Below are 17,182 nucleotides of genomic sequence, written 5' to 3' on the forward strand. Positions count from 1 at the left end.
GCCGGGCGCCGGTCCCGGAGGGGAGGAGGCGGTGGGTCACTTGACGGCTCCTGCGGTGAGACCCGAGCGCCAGAACCGCTGCAGACCGAGGAAGGCCAGCACGAGCGGGACGACGGCGACGAGTGAACCGGTGATCACCAGGGGATAGAGCTCGGGCTGCTGGTAGACGCTGCGGTTCCACATGAACAGGCCCAGACTGACGGGGTAGAGCCGCTCGTCGTTCAGCATGGTCAGCGCGCCGTAGAAGTTGTTCCAGATCGCCGTGAAGGTGAACAGGAAGATGGTCACAAACCCCGGCCACAGCATCGGGAACGACACGTGCGCGAAGAGGCGCAGTTCACCCGCGCCGTCGACGCGGGCGGCGGCGAGCACCTCGTCGGGGACGTAGCCCTCGGCGAACACCCGGGCCAGGTAGACGCCGAAGGGGTTGACCAGGGCGGGCACCAGGTAGGCCCAGTAGGTGTTCACGGCGCCGGCGGCCGAGGCCATCAGGTACAGCGGCAGCTGGAGGACGGTGGCGGGCACGAGGATCCCGGCGAGGACGGCGCCGAAGAGCTTCTCCTTGTGCCGGAACTCGTAGGCGTGGAAGGCGTAGCCGCACGCCACGCTGACGAGGGCGGAGAGGGTGGAGCCGACGACGGTGTAGAGGAGGCTGTTGGCGAGCCAGCGGCCGAAGATGCCGTCGTCGTAGGTGAAGACCTCGCCGAGGTTGGTGAGGAGGCTGAAGTCGCCCAGGGCGTAGGGGCCGGTGGCGAAGAGGTCCCGGCGGTTCTTGGTGGCAGCCAGCACCAGCCAGGCGAGGGGCATCAGGGTGTAGGCCGCGACGAGGAGGAGGACGGCGTTGACGGCGGTACGCGAGAGCAGGGCGCTGCCGCCCGGTGTGCGGGCGGGGGGCGCGGGCGCGACCCGAGGCGGGACGGGGGTGGCGGGGGCCGAGTCCGGGCCCGGGCCCGTGGCTGCGGTCGCCGCCTCGGCGGCGGCGGGGGAGGGGGTCATGCGGACCTCCAGCGGTTGCCGAGCTTGGTGACGACGTAGGAGGCGGCGCCGGCGACCAGGGCGAGGAGCAGCGCGCTCGCGGCCGCCAGCCCGTAGTCGTGGCCCTTGAAGGCGGCGCTGAAGACGTACATGGTCGGGGACCAGGACTCGCCCATCTCGGTGGCCCGGAGCTGGAGCAACTGCGGGGCGTCGAAGAGCTGGACGGCGCCGACGCACGTGAACAGGACGGTCAGGACGAGGGTGGGCCGGATGCTCGGCACCTTGACCTGGAAGGCCGTGCGCACGGCTCCGGCGCCGTCCATCGTGGCGGCTTCCAGGGTCTCGCGCGGGATGGCCTGGAGCCCGGCGAAGAAGATGATCATGTTGTAGCCCATCCACTGCCAGGCCGAGACGTTGACCACGGAGAACAGGGCCTCGTCGCGGCCGAAGAAGTTCCAGGTGATCCCGGCGGAGTCGAGCACGTCGAGGACGGGGCTGAGTCCGGGTGTGTAGAGGTAGAGCCAGACCATCGCGGCGATCAGTCCGGGGACGGCGTGCGGCAGGTAGAAGGCGATCTGGAAGAACCGCCGGGCACGGGCGAGGGCGGAGTCCAGGAGCAGGGCGAGGACCAGGGCGCCGCCGACCATGACGGGGATGTAGATCAGGCAGTAGACGGCGACGTGGCGGAACGAGGCGAGGAAGAGGGGATCGGACAGGGCCTTGGCGTAGTTCCCGATTCCGCTGAAGACCTGCCGGGCTCCGCCGAATCCGAGCCCGGACTGCTCCTCGCGGAAGAGGCTGAGCCAGGCGGCGTACCCGATGGGGGCGATGGTCACGAGCGCGAAGAGGAGGAAGAAGGGGGCCATGAAGACGGCGGCCGCACCTCCGGTGCCGGCGGATCGGCGGGGGCCGGTCGGCGGCCGCACGGAGCGGGACGCGCCGGCCCGCCCGGCTGCTGCGCCCGGGGTGGTCCCCGCGCCGTGGCCGGGGGCCGTGTCCCGGCCGGGGGACGAGGGCGGGGCGGCTGATGCCGGGGGCGTGGGGGCGGGCATCAGTTGGCCAGGGCCAGGCCGCGGTCCTCGATGGCCTTTTCGGCGGCCGACTGGCCCTCGCTCAGGGCCTTGGCCAGGTCCGCGCCGGTCGCGTTCTGCGCCGAATTGACCTGGAGGTGGACCGGCCCCCAGGTCCAGCCCGGCACGATGGTCGCCGCTGCCTCGCCGGCCAGGCCGTACGGGTCCTGCCCCTCGAAGTACGCCGTGTCGAACAGCTTCGCCGCCTCGGTCCGCATCTCGGCGTTGGCCGGCAGGGCGCTGCTCGGCGACTTCAGCGAGCTGAGCCGCGCCTTGATCGCTTCCGGGTCGGTGGTGACCCACTGGATGAACTCCGCCGCGGCCTTCGTCCGCTTGCTGCCCTTCGGCACGATGTACGAGGTGCCGCCGTACATGCCGGTGGCGGGCCTGCCGTCCCAGGTCGGCAGTGGCGCGATGCCCCACTTGCCCTTCAGGTCGGGGTAGTTGGCGAGGAACGTGCCCGCCGTCCAGGCCGCCCCGATGACGGTCGCGACCTGCCCGGACGAGCGTTCCTTCGCCTCGCCCTCGCCCCACAGCGGGGTCTTCGACGCCGCCCCGGAGGCCATCAGGCCGTTCCAGTACTCCGCCACCTTCTTCGACGCGGGGTCGTCGATCGCCACCTTCCACTTCTCGCCCTCGGTCCCGTACCAGCGCGCGCCCGCCTGCCAGGACAGGCCCGCCAGCACCGCCGGGTCGCCGCCGCCGAAGTTCGTGATCTTCACCGAGGGGTCGGCCTGGTGGATCTTCTCCGCCGCCGCCTTGTACTCGTCCCACGTCTTCGGCACGGCCACCCCGTGCTTCTCGAAGATGTCCTTCCGGTAGAAGAGTTCGAGCGGGGTGACGTCGAACGGCACGGCCCACGTCTTGCCGCCCAGCTTCACCAGCGACTGGACCGCCTCCGGGAACTCCTCCGCGACCAGCTTCCCCGAGGTCCCGCTCAGGTCCTCCAGATTGCCGCCGCTCGCGAACTCCGGGAGCGCCGAATAGTCCATCGTCGCGACGTCCGGCGCGTTGCCGCCCTTGACCGCGTTGGCCAGCTTCGCCGCCCCGTCCGGGCCGCCCGGCACCGCCGAGAACTTCACCTGGACGTTCGGGTGCGTCTGGTTGAACGCGTCCGCCGTCTGCTGGGCCCCCGCGGACGAGGACCAGTAGGTGACGGTGACCGGCTGTTGCGGGGAGCCGCCGGCAGCCCCGGTCCCGCTCGGCTCCGCCTGCCCGCCACACGCGGTGGCGAGCAGGGCCAGGGAGGCGACCGAGGCGGTCAGGACGAGTCGGGGCATGCGGGAGGAAGGGAAGCTGCGCGACATGGAGTGGCTCCTACGGACGACCGCGGACGGCGGCGGATGGGAACGCGGCCCATCTTTTGTGCGAACAGGCACACCGTCAAGAGCGAACGCGCAACTCGATCGAAATGATCGCCTCGGAAGGTCCGTTCCGGTTGCTCATGAGCGGATCGTCAAGCGCGGGAGCAGCTCCACGTGCTGGCGCGGACCGTCATCCGCCCCCTGCCGTTCACCCGCCGCGGTCAGCCGGTCCAGCAGCAGCCCCGCCGCCCGCGCCCCCACTTCGCGCTTGGCCGGCGCCACCGCCGAGAGCGGTACGTCGGCCAGCCCGGCCACCTCGTCGTCGTACGTGATCACCGCGAGGTCCTCCGGCACCCGCACCCCGCGCGCCTGGAGCCGCGGGATCAGCATGATCGCGTCGGTGTCGCTGTGGATCAGGGCGGCGCTCACCCCGCCCGCCGTCACCGCCTCGCACAGGTACTCCAGCGTCCGCGCGAACAGGTCCGCGTCCGAGAGCGGGCCCGGCCCGGCCTCCGGCCACGGCGGCGCCGGCTCCAGGCCGAGCGCGGCCACCGCCGCCTCGTACCCCGCCCTCAGCCGCGGTGTCGTCGGCGTCGCACGGCTGGCCAGCGCGATCCGCCGGTGCCCCCGCTCCACCAGGTGCTGCACCGCCGTGGCCGCGCCGTGCGCATGGTCGGAGGCCACCCGGTCCAGGGCCGCCGCCGGATGTCCGGGCGGCGCCCACCGCTCCACGAGCACCGTCGGAACCGCCAGCTCCGCCGTCCACGCTCCCTCGCCGGGGCCGGGCGAACCGGCGTCCCAGTTCGGGGTGAGCAGCAGCCCGTCCGCCCCGGTGGACAGCAGCCGGTCGGCCTGCGTCCGGTCCTCGCCCGGCAGGTACCGGGTCAGGCCCACGGTCAGCCGTGCGCCCCACGCCTCGACCACCTCGCGGGCTCCGCGCACGACGTCGGCGTAGTAGTACTCCGTGGTCGGCACGACCATTCCGATCACGAGCCCCTCGGCCCCCGCCGGGGCCGCCGCCCGGCTCACCGCCGAGGCCGAGCCGGCAGCGGCAGCGGCAGCCGTGGCCGTCGCCAGGGCCGACCCGGCGCCCGGCCGTCCGGTCTCCACCCGGCTGATCACCCCGTGCATCCGGTGGATCTCGCCCCGCGCCGCCATCGCCTCGATGTCGCGCCGCAGGGTGACCGGCGAGACGCCGAGCTCTTGCGCCAGGTCCGCCACGCGCACGCTGCCCCGCGCCCGGACGAGCGCGAGCACCTGCGCCTGGCGCTGGTCCACATGTGGTCTCACGGATCTCCTCTCCCCTGAGGTCTTTCGACGGCATCCCTGTCCGAGCCGTGTCCCGCCATCATAGTGAACCGGACCGATCGATTCGATCGATTCCGATCAACCGGTCATTGACGGGGTGCGTACCGCGTTCATATATTCGGCGGCGTCCCGCACCTCACGGCATCACGACCCTCTCCCGGGAGTCAGCGCATGCTCACGTACGACCTGGACGGATTCCGGCGCGCAGGGAGCCCCCACCGCATCGTCTCGGGGGCCCTGCACTACTTCCGGGTCCATCCGGACCTGTGGGAGGACCGGCTGCGGCGGCTGCGCGCCCTCGGTGCCAACACGGTCGACACGTACGTCCCCTGGAACTTCCACGAGAGCGCCCCGGGCAAGGCCGACTTCACCGGCCCTCGCGACCTCGGCCGCTTCCTGCGCACCGCCCAGGACCTCGGCCTCGACGCCATCGTCCGCCCCGGCCCGTACATCTGCGCCGAATGGGACTTCGGCGGCCTGCCCGCCAGGCTCCTCGCCGTCGACGGCCTCCACCTGCGCTGCTCCGACCCGCGCTTCGAGGCCGAAGCCGACGGTTGGTTCGACCTCGTCGTCCCCGAGCTGCTGCCCCTGCTCGCGAGCCGCGGCGGACCGGTCGTCGCCGTCCAGATCGAGAACGAGTACGGCTCGTACGGCAACGACACCCGCTACCGCGCCCACGTGGAACGGGCGCTGGTCGAACGCGGTGTGGACTGCCTCCTGTTCACCGCCGACGGGCCCGAGGACGCCATGCTCCAGGGCGGTGCGATCCCCGGCCGCCTCGCCACCGCCACCTTCGGCGCGCGGCCCGCCGAACGCCTCGCCCACCTGCGCCGCTACCAGCGGACCGGCCCCCTCGTCGCCATGGAGTTCTGGATCGGCTGGTTCGACCACTGGGGCGAGGACCACCACGTCCGGGCCGTCGACGACGCGGCGCGCTCCCTCGACGAACTCCTCGCCACCGGCGCCTCCGTCAACCTCTACATGGCACACGGCGGTACCAACTTCGGCTTCTGGGCCGGCGCCAACCACACCGGGTCCCGCCCGGGCGACCCCGGCTACCAGCCCACCGTCACCAGCTACGACTACGACGCCCCCATCGGCGAGGCCGGCGAACTCACCCCCAAGTTCCACGCGTTCCGCGAGGTCATCGGCAAGTACCTGCCCCTGCCCGAAGGCCCGCTGCCCGGGCCGCCGCCCCGGATCACCCCCGCCCCCGCCGTCCCCGCCGGCACCGCAGCGCTCCTGGGCCACCTCGACGTGCTCGCGGGCGAGCCCGCGGCGCGCCCCGCACCCGAGTCCATGGAGAAACTGGGCCAGGCCCACGGCATGATCCACTACCGCACCACCGTCACCGGACCGCGCCCCGCGATGCCCGTCCGGATCGACGGCCTCGGCGACCGCGCGTACGTCTTCGCCGACGGCGAGCCCCTCGGCGTGCTCGACCGCAACCGGCCCGACGAGGGGCTCGACCTCGCCGTCGGCGAGGCCGGGGTGGTGCTGGACGTCCTCGTGCGCGCCCAGGGCCGGGTCAACTACGGTCCGCTGCTCGACGACCGCAAGGGCATCTGGCGCGGCGTCCGGCACGGCCACCAGCAGCTGTTCGAGTGGGAGATCCGGCCCCTCCCGCTGACCGACCTCACCGGTCTCGGCTGGTCGCCGCAATCGGCGCGAACCCCGGACGACGCGCACCGCCCGGCCTTCCACCGCTTCACGCACACCCTCCCGGACGCCTCCGCCGACGGCTTCATCGACGTCTCCGGCTGGAGCACCGGCCTGGTCTGGCTGAACGGCTTCCTCCTCGGCCACTACGACACCCCGCGCGGCCCGCAGCGCACCCTCTACGCACCCGCCCCCCTCTGGCGGACCGGCCGCAACGAGATCGTCCTCCTCGAACTGGAGCGCCCCGGGGCCGACCTGCCGCTGCGCGACCGCCCCGACCTCGGCCGCCCCACCGTGGTCACCCTCGACTGAGCCGGACCGTCCCGACCGCGTGCCGGCGAACCACACCGCACCCCGATCCCCCCCGCCCCCGCACACGTCCCGACCTTCCCCTGAGAGAAGCTCTTCCCGTGAAGCGAACGAGCACCCGCCTGGCCGACGGCCGCGAGATCCTGTACTACGACGCCGCCGACGGCGCGGTCCGCGCGGTCCCCGACACCCGCCCCCTCGACGCGTCCGCCACCTCCTCCGAGGTACGCCGCGATCCGCTGCTCGGCGACGCCGTGGTCATCGCCTCCCACCGCCAGGCCCGCACCTACCATCCGCCGGCCGACGCCTGCCCGCTGTGCCCCTCAACCGAGGGGCGCGCGAGCGAGATCCCGGCCCCCGACTACGACGTGGTCGTCTTCGAGAACCGCTTCCCCTCCCTCGCCGGCGACACCGGCCGCTGCGAGGTCATCTGCTTCACCCCCGACCACCGGACCTCCTTCGCCGAACTCGACGAGGAGCGTGCCGCGCTCGTCCTCGCCGCGTGGACCGACCGCACCGCGGAGCTCTCCGCCCGCGCGGGCGTCCGGCAGGTCTACTGCTTCGAGAACCGCGGCGCCGAGATCGGCGTGACCCTCGCGCACCCGCACGGTCAGATCTACGCCTTCCCCTTCATCACCCCGCGCACCACCCGCATGCTCGCGACCGTCGCCGCACACCGCGCCCGCACCGGCGGCAACCTCTTCGAGGAGGTGCTCGCCGCAGAACGCGCCGACGGCACCCGGATCGTCCTCGAAGGGGAGCACTGGACCGCTTTCGTGCCGTACGCCGCGCGCTGGCCGTACGAGGTCCACCTCCACCCGCACCGCCGCACCCCCGACCTCACCACGCTGGACGACGCGGCCCGCGCCGAGTTCCCCGGCCTCTACCTGGACCTGCTGGGCCGCTTCGACCGGCTCTTCGGTTCGCCCGCGCCCACCCCGTACATCTCCGCGTGGCACCAGGCCCCGGTGTCCGGCGAGGGCCGCGCCGACTTCGCGCTCCACCTGGAACTCTTCACGGTCCGGCGCACCGCCGACAAGCTCAAGTACCTGGCGGGCACCGAATCCGGAATGGAGGCCTACATGAACGACGTCCGGCCCGAGGACGCGGCCGCGCGGCTGCGGGAGGTGGCGAGCCGATGAGCACGGCCGCAGACGGATTCCGACGGCTGTACGGATCCCCGCCCGAGGGGGTCTGGGCGGCTCCGGGCCGGGTCAACCTGATAGGCGAACACACGGACTACAACGACGGCTTCGTCCTGCCCTTCGCCCTGCCGCACCGCACCGAGGTGGCGGCGGCCCGCCGCCCCGACCGGACGCTGCGGATCCACTCCGCCGACGTCCCGTCGGGCGTGGTCACGGTCCACCTCGACGGCCTCGATCCGGCCCGCCCGCCGCAGGGCCCGCAGAGCTGGGCCGCCTACCCCGCCGGAACCGCCTGGGCGCTGCTCGACGCCGGCCTCCCCCTGGGCGGCGCCGACCTGCACGTCCGCTCCGACGTGCCCACCGGAGCCGGACTCTCCTCCTCCGCCGCCTTGGAGGTGGCCACCGCCCTCGCGCTCACCGACCTGTACGGGATCCCGCTCACCCGGCCCGAACTGGCCGCGCTCGCCCGCCGCGCCGAGAACGCGTACGTCGGCGTGCCCTGCGGGGTGATGGACCAGATGGCCTCCGCCTGCGCCACCGCGGGCCACGCCCTCCACCTCGACACCCGCACACTCGAACAGCTGCACATCCCCTTCGACTGCGCCGCGGCCGGACTGCGCCTGCTGGTCATCGACACCCGCGTCGAACACGCCCTCGGGGACGGGGCGTACGCCGAGCGCCTCGCCTCCTGCCACGGCGCGGCCGCCGCGCTCGGACTGCCCGCGCTGCGCGACCTGCCGTACGAGGACCTGGAGCCCGCGCTGGCCCGCCTCGACGATCCGGTCCGGCGCCGACGCGTCCGGCACGTCGTCACCGAGAACGAACGGGTCGTACGGGTGGAGGAACTGCTGCGCGCCGGACGGCTGCGCGAGACGGGCCCGCTGCTGACCGAGGGCCACGCCTCGCTGCGCGACGACTACGAGGTGTCCTGCCCGGAGCTGGACCTGGCCGTCGCCACCGCCGACGCGGCGGGCGCGTACGGGGCCCGGATGACCGGTGGCGGCTTCGGCGGCTCGGCGCTGGCCCTGATCGACGCGGACGCCGGGGAGGCCGTGACCCGGGCGGTCACGGAGGCCTTCGCCGCGGCCGGGTACGCACCGCCGCACGTGACGGCCGCGGCCCCGGCCGCCGGGGCGGAGCGCGTCCTCTGAACCTGGTGCGTCATGGGCGCCGGAGTCGGAGTCGGATGTCGCCCCCGGGGAGGGTGCCCGGCCGAGGCGGCGCTCCTATAATGATCACTTCGCTGATCACGTGCCGACGAGTGCGGAGGAACGACACGCATGCGCTACATCCCGCTGGGCAGTTCAGGTCTCCAGGTCTCCGCCGTCGGGCTCGGCTGCAACAACTTCGGCGGCCGCCTCGACGCGCAGGCCACCCGAGCCGTCGTCGACGCCGCCCTCGACGCGGGCATCACCCTCCTCGACACCGCCGACATCTACGGCGGGCGAGGCGGTTCCGAGCGCCACCTCGGCCAGGCCCTCAAGGGCCGCCGCGACCAGGTCGTCCTCGCCACCAAGTTCGGCTACGCGGGGATGTCCATGGAGTACGGGCCGGCCGCCGGATCCCTCGGCGGCCGCGCGTACGTCCGGCGGGCCGTCGAGGAGTCCCTGCGCCGCCTGGACACCGACCACATCGACCTCTACCAGCTGCACAGCCCCGACCCGGCGACCCCCGTCGCCGAGACGCTCGCCGCGCTCACCGAGCTCGTCGCCGAGGGCAAGATCCGCTACATCGGCCACTCCAACTTCAGCGGCTGGCAGCTCGCCGAAGCCGCCCACGTCGCCCGCGAGAGCGGGGCGGTGCCCTTCGTGTCGGCGCAGAACGAATGGTCGCTGCTCCAGCGGTCCGCCGAGCGGGAGCTGGTCCCGGCCGCCGTGCACTACGGCCTCGGGGTGCTCCCGTACTTCCCGCTCGCCAACGGCCTGCTGACCGGCAAGATCCGCCGGGGCGCGGCCGTCCCGGCCGGCTCCCGGCTGGAGGGCCGCGACGGCTACGTCACCGAGGAGCGGCTCGACACCGTCGAGGCCCTGGCCGCCGTCGCCGACAAGTACGGCCGCAGCATCCTCGAACTCGCCATCGGCTGGCTCTCCGCGCAGCCCGGCTGCTCGTCCGTCATCGCGGGTGCCACCTCGCCCGAGCAGGTACGGGCCAACGCGGCCGTCGCCGACCGCCCGCTGGAGCCCGAACTGCTGGCGGAGATCGACGCGATCGCGGGCGCCGCGGCCTGACCGGGACCCGGCTCAGGCGGGGGCGCCCGTCAGGACCTCGACCCGGCCCGTGTCGAGCGAGTAGTACGCGCCGACGACGCCCAGGGCGCCCTTCTCCACGAGGGGCCCGAGGTCCGCGTTGGTCCGCAGACCCTCCGCCGTCACCGTGATCTGATGGTGGGTCATGGTGTCGACGGGGTCCGCGCCGGGGTTCTTCGCCGTCAGCTCGTACGCCGGCACCATGGCCTTCGCGAGCGCCTCCAGATTGCCGGGCAGCGGCTTTCCGGCCTTCAGCGACTTGTACGCGGCCTCGACCGCTCCGCACCGCTGGTGGCCGAGCACGACGACCAGCGGGGTCCCGCCCGTCATCGGCCCGTACTCGACGGAGCCGGTCACCACCGGGCCGATCGCCTGCCCGCCCGTGCGCAGCACGTACAGGTCCCCGAGCCCCGTGTCGAAGATCAGCTCGGGCGCCACCCGGGAGTCGATGCAGGACAGGACCACCCCGAAGGGGTCCTGCGCCTCGGCGACCAGCTCGCGCCGCTCCGGATCCCGGTCGGGGTGGTCGAGGTTGCCGCTCACCCAGCGCCTGTTGCCCTCCATCAGGCGGGCGTACGCGGCCTGCGGGGTGGCCGGCCTCGGCTGCGGGGCCGCGGTCGACACCTTGCGGGCAGGCGCGGCCGAGCACCCTGAGAGGGCGCCGGCGGCGGCCGCGAGGCCCGCGGTCAGCACGGCCCTGCGAGCCGGAAGTCCTGCTGTGCGCATCGGTCGTACCCCTCGGTGCCGCGCAGACGCGTCCGTACGTCCTGACGAGCGCGATTGTTCAGCGCACGGGGGTCACGGGGCGGCAGGCGCACGCACCCGCCGCCCCGATTGCCACAGACGGCGCACCGCCCACAGACGGCGTACCGCCCACGGCCGATGCCCGCCGCCCAGGCCCACGGCCCGGGCCCGCCGCCAGGCCCACGGCCACTGCCCGTGCTCAGGACACGATGTCCTTGCGCGCGAACCCGCGGAACGCGAGCGCGAACAGCACCAGCGCGTACGCCACCGACACCGCCGCCCCCTTGATCATCCCGCCCCACTCCAGGTGAGGCTGGAGCGCGTCCGCCCACGCGAACTGCCAGTGCGCGGGCAGGAACTCCCGCCACGTGCCGAGCGCCGTCACCGCGTCCAGCACGTTGCCCACGATCGTGAGGCCGACCGCCCCGCCCACCGCGCCCAGCGGCGCGTCCGTCCGCGTCGACAGCCAGAACGCCAGCCCGGCCGTGACCAGCTGTGACACGAAGACGAACGCCACCACCAGCGCGAGCCGGGGCACGCTCTCCGCCGCCGTCAGCGAGCCGCCCGTGGGCAGCTTCAGGGGACCCCAGCCGTACGCGGCCGTGCCCGCCGCCAGCGCCACCACCGGCAGCAGCACCATCGCCGCGAGGCTGAAGCCCAGCGCCACCACCAGCTTGCTCCACAGCAGCCGGGCCCTGGGCACGGGCGAGGCCAGCAGGTAGCGCAGCGAGGACCAGCTCGCCTCCGAGGCCACCGTGTCCCCGCAGAACAGCGCCACCGGGACCACCAGCAGGAACCCGGCGGACACGAACAGGCACGTGGCCGCGAAGTTCGCCCCCGAGGCCGTCGCCGTGTCGATCAGCGTGATCCGCCCGTCCCTGCCGCCCCCGCCGTCCTGCCCGCCGCCCACCGCGAACGCGATGATCATGATGAAGGGCAGCGCGGCCAGCACCCCGGCCATCACCAGCGTCCGCCGCCGGCGCCACTGCCGCAGCGCCTCCACGCGCAGCGGCAGCGTACGGTTCGCCCGGTAGCCCGGGGCCACCTCCGTCACGGCGCTCATGCCGCACCTCCGATCAGGGTGAGGAACGCGTCCTCCAGCCGGCGGTGCGGACCCACGCCGCTCACCGGCACCTCCAGCCGCACCAGCTCGGCGATCAGGACGCCGGCCGTCGCGCCCTCCAGCCGTACGAGCAGTCCGTCGTCGGCGGCCGTCACCGCACCCACTCCCTCCAGCGCGGCCACCTTCGCCACGGTCCCTTCGTCCACCGGCCCGGCCAGCGCCACCAGCAGCGTGTCTCCGCCGCCGGTAATCTCCTCGACCTCGCCCGCCCGTACCAGCCGTCCGCGGTCCATGACCACCAGATGCGTGCAGGTCTGCTCCACCTCCGACAGCAGATGGCTGGAGACGATGACCGTCCGCCCGCCCGCCGCGTACCGGATCATCACGTCCCGCATCTCCCGGATCTGCGGCGGGTCCAGACCGTTCGTCGGCTCGTCGAGGATCAGCAGATCCGGCATGCCGAGCATGGCCTGCGCGATCGCGAGGCGCTGCCGCATGCCCTGCGAGTACGTGCGCACCGCGCGCTCCAGCGCATCACCGAGCCCGGCGGTCTCCAGGGCCTCGGCCATGTGCGCGTCCTCGTGCGGGCGACCGGTGGCCTGCCAGTACAGCTCCAGGTTGGCCCGCCCCGACAGGTGCGGCAGGAAGCCGGCCCCCTCGACGAACGCCCCGACCCGCGACAGCACCGGCGCTCCCGCCCGTACGGCGTGCCCGAACACCCGGATCTCGCCCGCGTCCGGCGAAATCAGCCCCATCAGCATCCGCAGGGTGGTGGTCTTCCCGGCGCCGTTGGGCCCGAGCAGGCCAAGGACCTGCCCCGTCTCCACCCGGAACGACAGGTCCCGCACGGCGTACCGGTCCTGTGCCCTGGCGTAGCGCTTCGTCAGCCCCGTGATTTCCAGTGGTACGCCGGCCAGCGCGGGGTCGGGCTGCGGTACGCCGGCCCGCACCCCCGCACCCGCCCGACCGGTCCTCCGGATCCCCAGCAGCGCCGCGGCCAGCAGCGCGGCGCCCAGCGGCAGCCCCCAGGTCCACGCCGGCAGCCCCGCCGGGGCCGTCCGCACCCCGTCGGCCACCGGCACGGCCAGGTCGCCCCGCACCGAGACCGTGTACGTGGCCGGCGCGGCCGGGGAGGCGTAGCCGAGGTCGGTGGCGGCGACGACCAGCCGCAGCCGGTGTCCCGCCTCCACGGCGTGGTCGACGGCGGGAAGCCGCAGCTCCACCGTCGCCCCCTGCTGCGCGTTCTCCACCCGCACCGGAGCGACCAGCTGACTGGGCAGCACCTGCTGCCGCCCGTCGGGCCCGACGTCGTACACCTTGCCGAACAGGACGGCCGAACCGTCCGCAGCCGTCGACCTCACGTTCAGGGTGATGGTCGGGGTCCCGGTGATCCGCACCTCCTCGGCCAGCGGCTGCGAATCGAACCGGGCGTACTGCCCGGGGAAGTCCAGCGACAGCCCGGCCCCGACGGCGGCGAGCTGTCCGCCGATCCCGGGCAGGGAGGACAACGCGGGCGGGGCGCCGCCCGCCGGATTGGCGAAGCTCTGCTCCCGGCCGCCCAGGGCGAACTCCCGGGGACCGGCGGTCAGCCCCGGATAGCGTTCGCCGCTCGCGCCGCGCAGCTGCACCGCACCGTCGGTGGAATCGATGCCGCCGGAGCGCGAGACGCGGAAGGCCGGACCGGTGTCCGCGCCCTCCTCGTCCTTGAGGTAGCGGTCGAACCAGGCGGCCACCCGGCCCTCGACGCGGCCCGATTCGCGCATGCCGCCGTCGTGGCCGCCGGCCGCCCAGTCCACGGAGACGGGCGCGCCGTTCGCCGCGATCGCCCTCGCCATGGCGTCGGCCTGGTCCAGCGGGAACAGGGAGTCCTCCTGGCCCTGCACGATCAGCGTCGGCACCTTGATCCGGTCCCCGACGGCCGACGGACTGCGCGTCTCCAGCAGCGCCCGCGCCTCGGCATCGGGCTTCCCGGCCACCGCGACCCGCTCGTACATGGCGCACAGCTCGGGCTGGAACCGCCCGCAGGCGCCGGCGGTGGCGTCGGCCGCAGCGGCGGCGGGGCCCGAAGCGGGCAGGGTCGCCGTGCCCGGAACGTTCCCGGGCCGCATCCCTTCGGCCGAACCGGTGGTGAAGAACAACCCCGCCCACAGCTTCTTGAAGACCCCCTGGGGGAAGAGGGAGTCGGCGAGGTTCCAGTACGTGATCTGCGGGGCGATCGCGTCGACCCGCTTGTCGTATCCGGCCGCGAGCAGCGAGATCGCCCCGCCGTACGAGGCTCCGGCGACGCCGACGCGCGGATCGCCGTCCCCGTCGAGCCGCACCTCGGGCTGCCGCGCGAGCCAGTCGACGAGCCGGGACACGTCCTTGACCTCGTGTTCGGGATCGTTCAGCCCGATCTGGCCGCCGGAGCGGCCGAAACCGCGCGCCGACCAGGTCAGGACGGCGTACCCGTCCCGGGCGAGGCGCTCGGCCTGCGCGCGGACGTCGTCCTTGCTGCCGCCGAAACCGTGCCCCAGGAGCACCGCGGGGCGCTTTCGGCCGCCCCCGGCCGTGAAGTACGAGGTGTCGATGGCCGCGCCGGGCATCTCCACCATGCGGTCCTGGCGGTGCACGGCGGGCGCGTCGCCGGACGCGGCGGCGGTCCAGGTACCGGCCCCGGCGACGACGGCGAGCGCGGCGGCCCCCGCGAGCAGGCGGGTGCGGCGGCGCCGTGGCAGCCGGAGCTTCGGCAGTCGGAGCTTCATACCGAAACCCTAGACGCCGGGCCGTCGCGCCCTGAGCGCCCCCGGGCGGAACCTCCCACCTCCTGCGGGAGTACCCGGCCGGCCCGGCGTACCGCAGCTGCGGTACCCGTACCCGACCTGCGGCGTACGCCGGGCGGCGGGAGGATGTCGGCATGTTGCTCGCCGAGGTCGCGCGCGTGTCCCGGGAGGTCGCCGAGACCTCCGCCCGCTCCCGCAAGTCCGCCCTGCTGGCGGAGCTGTTCTCGGCCGCGCCGCCCGGAGAGGCCGGCCTGGTCATCTCCTACCTCTCCGGGCGCCTGCCGCAGGGCCGGCCGGGCATCGGCTGGCGCGCGCTCGCCCGGGAGGTCGAACCCGCCGCCGGGCCCACCCTGACCGTGACCGACGTCGACGCGGCGGTGACCGAGTACGCCGCCGTCGCCGGAGCGGGCGCCCAGGCCGGGCGGCGCCGGATCCTCGACGCCCTGCTCGGCGCGGCCACCGCCCCCGAGCAGCGGTTCCTGCGCAGCCTGCTCTCCGGCGAGGTCCGCCAGGGCGCCCTCGACGCGGTGGCCCTGGAAGGGGTCGCCGCGGCCGCCGGGGTGCCCGCCGCCGAGCTGCGCCGCGCCGCCATGCTCGACGGGTCGCTGGCCCGGGTGGCGGCCGCCGTACTGGCCGACGGCGCGGCGGCCCTGCGCGAGGTCACCCTGCGCGTCGGACAGCCCGTACAGCCGATGCTGGCCAACACCGCCAAGTCGGTGGCCGAGGCCCTGGCCGCGCTCGGGCCCTGCGCGGTGGAGGAGAAGCTCGACGGGATCCGGGTGCAGGTGCACCGCGACGGGGACGACGTACGGGTCTACACGCGCTCCCTGGACGACATCACCGGCCGGCTGCCGGAGGTGGCCGAGCTGGCGCGGGCGCTGCCGGGGGAGCGGTTCATCCTCGACGGGGAGGTGATCGGGCAGGCGCCGGACGGCCGGCCCGTGCCCTTCCAGGAGGTGGCGAGCCGGGTCGGATCGCGGATCGACGTCGAGGCCGCCCGGCGGACGCTGCCCGTCGTCCCCTACTTCTTCGACGTGCTGGCGTCCGGGGACGAGGTGCTCCTCGACCTCCCGGTGCGCGAGCGGTACGCGGCGCTCGCCGCCCTCGTTCCCGAGGGGTCCAGGGTCCGCCGGCTCGTCGTGGAGGACCCGCGGGAGCAGGCGGCCGCCGCCGAGGAGTTCTGGGCGCAGACCCTGCGCCGCGGCCACGAAGGGGTCATGGCCAAAGGCCTCGACTCCACCTACGCGGCCGGGCGGCGCGGCAGACACTGGCTCAAGGTGAAGCCGGTCCACACCCTCGACCTGGTGGTGCTCGCCGTCGAACGGGGCCACGGCCGGCGCACCGGACTGCTGTCGAACCTGCACCTCGGGGCACGGGCCGCCGACGGCACGTACGCCATGCTCGGCAAGACCTTCAAGGGGCTCACCGACGAGATGCTGCGCTGGCAGACCGAGCGGCTGCGGGAGCTGGCCGTGGAGGACGACGGGTTCACCGTGCGGGTGCGGCCCGAACTCGTCGTGGAGATCGCCTACGACGGCCTCCAGCGGTCCCCGCGCTACCCGGCCGGGGTCGCGCTGCGCTTCGCGCGGGTGCTCAGGCACCGCCCCGACAAACGGGCGGACGAGGCGGACACTCTGGAGACGGTGCTCGGGGGAGGGTGACGGACCCGATGACAGGTCCGGGTGACAGGTCCGATGGCGGGCCACCGGGCCCGGGTTTTGCCTCAGAGGCAAGGGAAATTGCCAGGGAGGCAGGTTTCTGGCTCAATCGGGGCATGACAACCGGTCCTGCTCCCGGCCCCGAAGGCACCGACACCGGCGCCGAAGCCGAAGGTGACGAGCTGCCCTCCGTGGCCCCGCAACTGCGTGACCTGCGCCGTCGCGCCGGCCTCACCCTGGAGGCCGCCGCCGCGCGGGCCCGGCTCTCGCCCGCGCACCTGTCCCGCCTGGAGACCGGCCGGCGCCAGCCCTCGCTGCCGCTGCTGCTCGGTCTCGCCCGCACCTACGGTACGACGGTCTCGGAACTGCTCGGCGAGACCCCCGCGGTCGCCGATCCCATCGTACGGGCGGGCGGTCCGGGCGCCCGCGAGGCCGACGGGTGGACGTACTGGCAGGCCGGCGGCTCCGGCCGCGGGATGCAGGCGCTGCGCGTGCACGTTCCCCACGGCCGCAGCCAGGGCGAGCTGGTCCGCGTCCATCCCGGCGAGGAGTGGCTCCACGTCCTGGGGGGCCGGCTGCGGCTGCACCTGGGCGAGGCCGAGTACCTGCTGGAACCGGGGGACAGCGCGCACTTCGACTCGCTCACCCCGCACCGGATCGGCGCGGCCACGCAGAGCGGCGCCGACCTGCTCTTCGTTCACACCCTGCTGCAGAGCAGCCTCGCCGGGCTGTGCCTCGGCGGCGGCACATCCGGCGCACCCGCGCACCGCTGACAACCTCCAGCCCAGGAGCCCCACCATGAACATCCAGTCCAAGTTCCCGCGCGGTCTGGTGATTCGGCTGATCGCCTACTTGTTCGTCGGCCACCTCTTCGCGTTCTTCGTCTACCTCCTCTTCGTCCTGGGCGGCCAGAACCAGTAGCGAAGGCCGGGGCCCGCG

14 protein-coding genes are annotated in these 17,182 nt (G+C 73.9%); 7 read left to right on the plus strand and 7 right to left on the minus strand.

Going from position 1 to position 17,182, the window contains the following annotated elements; all coding sequences use genetic code 11:
• Positions 1-36: 36 nt before the first annotated feature.
• The 4 genes from AB0M92_RS21785 to AB0M92_RS21800 all read right to left on the minus strand — a co-directional run bounded on the left by AB0M92_RS21785 (position 37) and on the right by AB0M92_RS21800 (position 4,639).
• Positions 37-807 carry a carbohydrate ABC transporter permease gene (locus AB0M92_RS21785; RefSeq protein WP_366103972.1) on the minus strand — a complete coding sequence of 257 codons (771 nt, stop codon included), beginning with the start codon at positions 805-807 and terminating at the stop codon, positions 37-39.
• 185 nt (positions 808-992) lie between these two features.
• Positions 993-1,841: a sugar ABC transporter permease gene (locus tag AB0M92_RS21790; RefSeq protein ID WP_366103899.1), complete on the minus strand. Its 849-nt coding sequence runs from the start codon at positions 1,839-1,841 to the stop codon at positions 993-995.
• 185 nt (positions 1,842-2,026) lie between these two features.
• Positions 2,027-3,352, minus strand: a complete 1,326-nt coding sequence (locus AB0M92_RS21795) for a sugar ABC transporter substrate-binding protein (RefSeq protein WP_366103900.1) — start codon at positions 3,350-3,352, stop codon at positions 2,027-2,029.
• A gap of 135 nt (positions 3,353-3,487) precedes the next feature.
• Complete coding sequence (locus AB0M92_RS21800; protein ID WP_366103901.1) at positions 3,488-4,639, minus strand: substrate-binding domain-containing protein; 1,152 nt, start codon at positions 4,637-4,639, stop codon at positions 3,488-3,490.
• Between the two features lie 189 nt (positions 4,640-4,828).
• Here AB0M92_RS21800 and AB0M92_RS21805 point away from each other — a divergent pair, with 189 nt between their 5' ends.
• The 4 genes from AB0M92_RS21805 (at position 4,829) to AB0M92_RS21820 (ending at position 9,998) form a co-directional block, all read left to right on the plus strand.
• Positions 4,829-6,628, plus strand: coding sequence for a beta-galactosidase family protein (locus AB0M92_RS21805; protein ID WP_366103902.1), 1,800 nt, complete (start codon positions 4,829-4,831; stop codon positions 6,626-6,628).
• 98 nt (positions 6,629-6,726) lie between these two features.
• The gene (galT, locus tag AB0M92_RS21810) at positions 6,727-7,767 is read left to right on the plus strand and encodes a galactose-1-phosphate uridylyltransferase (RefSeq protein ID WP_366103903.1); all 1,041 of its coding nucleotides are present in this window, start codon (positions 6,727-6,729) and stop codon (positions 7,765-7,767) included.
• On the plus strand, positions 7,764-8,921 hold the full coding sequence (gene galK, locus AB0M92_RS21815; protein ID WP_366103904.1) for a galactokinase: 1,158 nt from the start codon (positions 7,764-7,766) through the stop codon (positions 8,919-8,921). Before galT ends, galK begins: the two co-directional genes overlap by 4 nt.
• Before the next feature lie 129 nt (positions 8,922-9,050).
• Positions 9,051-9,998, plus strand: a complete 948-nt coding sequence (locus AB0M92_RS21820; RefSeq protein ID WP_366103905.1) for an aldo/keto reductase — start codon at positions 9,051-9,053, stop codon at positions 9,996-9,998.
• A gap of 12 nt (positions 9,999-10,010) precedes the next feature.
• Here AB0M92_RS21820 and AB0M92_RS21825 read toward each other — a convergent pair whose 3' ends face one another.
• From AB0M92_RS21825 to AB0M92_RS21835, 3 genes are all read right to left on the minus strand, one after another.
• Positions 10,011-10,742: a carbonic anhydrase gene (locus AB0M92_RS21825; RefSeq protein WP_366103906.1), complete on the minus strand. Its 732-nt coding sequence runs from the start codon at positions 10,740-10,742 to the stop codon at positions 10,011-10,013.
• A 217-nt stretch (positions 10,743-10,959) separates the two neighbouring features.
• Positions 10,960-11,823 (minus strand): ABC transporter permease, encoded by an 864-nt coding sequence (locus tag AB0M92_RS21830; protein ID WP_366103907.1) that lies wholly within the window; start codon positions 11,821-11,823, stop codon positions 10,960-10,962.
• On the minus strand, positions 11,820-14,567 hold the full coding sequence (locus tag AB0M92_RS21835) for an alpha/beta fold hydrolase (protein ID WP_366103908.1): 2,748 nt from the start codon (positions 14,565-14,567) through the stop codon (positions 11,820-11,822). Before AB0M92_RS21835 ends, AB0M92_RS21830 begins: the two co-directional genes overlap by 4 nt.
• Before the next feature lie 152 nt (positions 14,568-14,719).
• Here AB0M92_RS21835 and AB0M92_RS21840 point away from each other — a divergent pair, with 152 nt between their 5' ends.
• From AB0M92_RS21840 to AB0M92_RS21850, 3 genes are all read left to right on the plus strand, one after another.
• Complete coding sequence (locus AB0M92_RS21840) at positions 14,720-16,246, plus strand: ATP-dependent DNA ligase (protein WP_366103910.1); 1,527 nt, start codon at positions 14,720-14,722, stop codon at positions 16,244-16,246.
• A gap of 113 nt (positions 16,247-16,359) precedes the next feature.
• A complete protein-coding gene (locus AB0M92_RS21845; protein ID WP_366103911.1) occupies positions 16,360-17,016 on the plus strand; it encodes an XRE family transcriptional regulator in 657 nt (218 codons plus the stop codon).
• A 25-nt stretch (positions 17,017-17,041) separates the two neighbouring features.
• Positions 17,042-17,164, plus strand: a complete 123-nt coding sequence (locus AB0M92_RS21850) for a DUF6126 family protein (RefSeq protein WP_037635127.1) — start codon at positions 17,042-17,044, stop codon at positions 17,162-17,164.
• Positions 17,165-17,182: the final 18 nt, after the last annotated feature.

Origin of the sequence: Streptomyces sp. NPDC051582, from assembly GCF_040681715.1 — a bacterium.
Taxonomy (GTDB): domain Bacteria; phylum Actinomycetota; class Actinomycetes; order Streptomycetales; family Streptomycetaceae; genus Streptomyces.

Coding starts and splice junctions, on each gene's coding strand:
- AB0M92_RS21785 (WP_366103972.1), bottom strand. CDS start 807: ATGCCCCTCGCCTGGCTGGTGCTGGCTGCCACCAAGAACCGCCGGGAC.
- AB0M92_RS21790 (WP_366103899.1), bottom strand. CDS start 1,841: ATGGCCCCCTTCTTCCTCCTCTTCGCGCTCGTGACCATCGCCCCCATC.
- AB0M92_RS21795 (WP_366103900.1), bottom strand. CDS start 3,352: ATGTCGCGCAGCTTCCCTTCCTCCCGCATGCCCCGACTCGTCCTGACC.
- AB0M92_RS21805 (WP_366103902.1), top strand. CDS start 4,829: ATGCTCACGTACGACCTGGACGGATTCCGGCGCGCAGGGAGCCCCCAC.
- galK (WP_366103904.1), top strand. CDS start 7,764: ATGAGCACGGCCGCAGACGGATTCCGACGGCTGTACGGATCCCCGCCC.
- AB0M92_RS21820 (WP_366103905.1), top strand. CDS start 9,051: ATGCGCTACATCCCGCTGGGCAGTTCAGGTCTCCAGGTCTCCGCCGTC.
- AB0M92_RS21825 (WP_366103906.1), bottom strand. CDS start 10,742: ATGCGCACAGCAGGACTTCCGGCTCGCAGGGCCGTGCTGACCGCGGGC.
- AB0M92_RS21830 (WP_366103907.1), bottom strand. CDS start 11,823: ATGAGCGCCGTGACGGAGGTGGCCCCGGGCTACCGGGCGAACCGTACG.
- AB0M92_RS21835 (WP_366103908.1), bottom strand. CDS start 14,567: ATGAAGCTCCGACTGCCGAAGCTCCGGCTGCCACGGCGCCGCCGCACC.
- AB0M92_RS21840 (WP_366103910.1), top strand. CDS start 14,720: ATGTTGCTCGCCGAGGTCGCGCGCGTGTCCCGGGAGGTCGCCGAGACC.
- AB0M92_RS21845 (WP_366103911.1), top strand. CDS start 16,360: ATGACAACCGGTCCTGCTCCCGGCCCCGAAGGCACCGACACCGGCGCC.
- AB0M92_RS21850 (WP_037635127.1), top strand. CDS start 17,042: ATGAACATCCAGTCCAAGTTCCCGCGCGGTCTGGTGATTCGGCTGATC.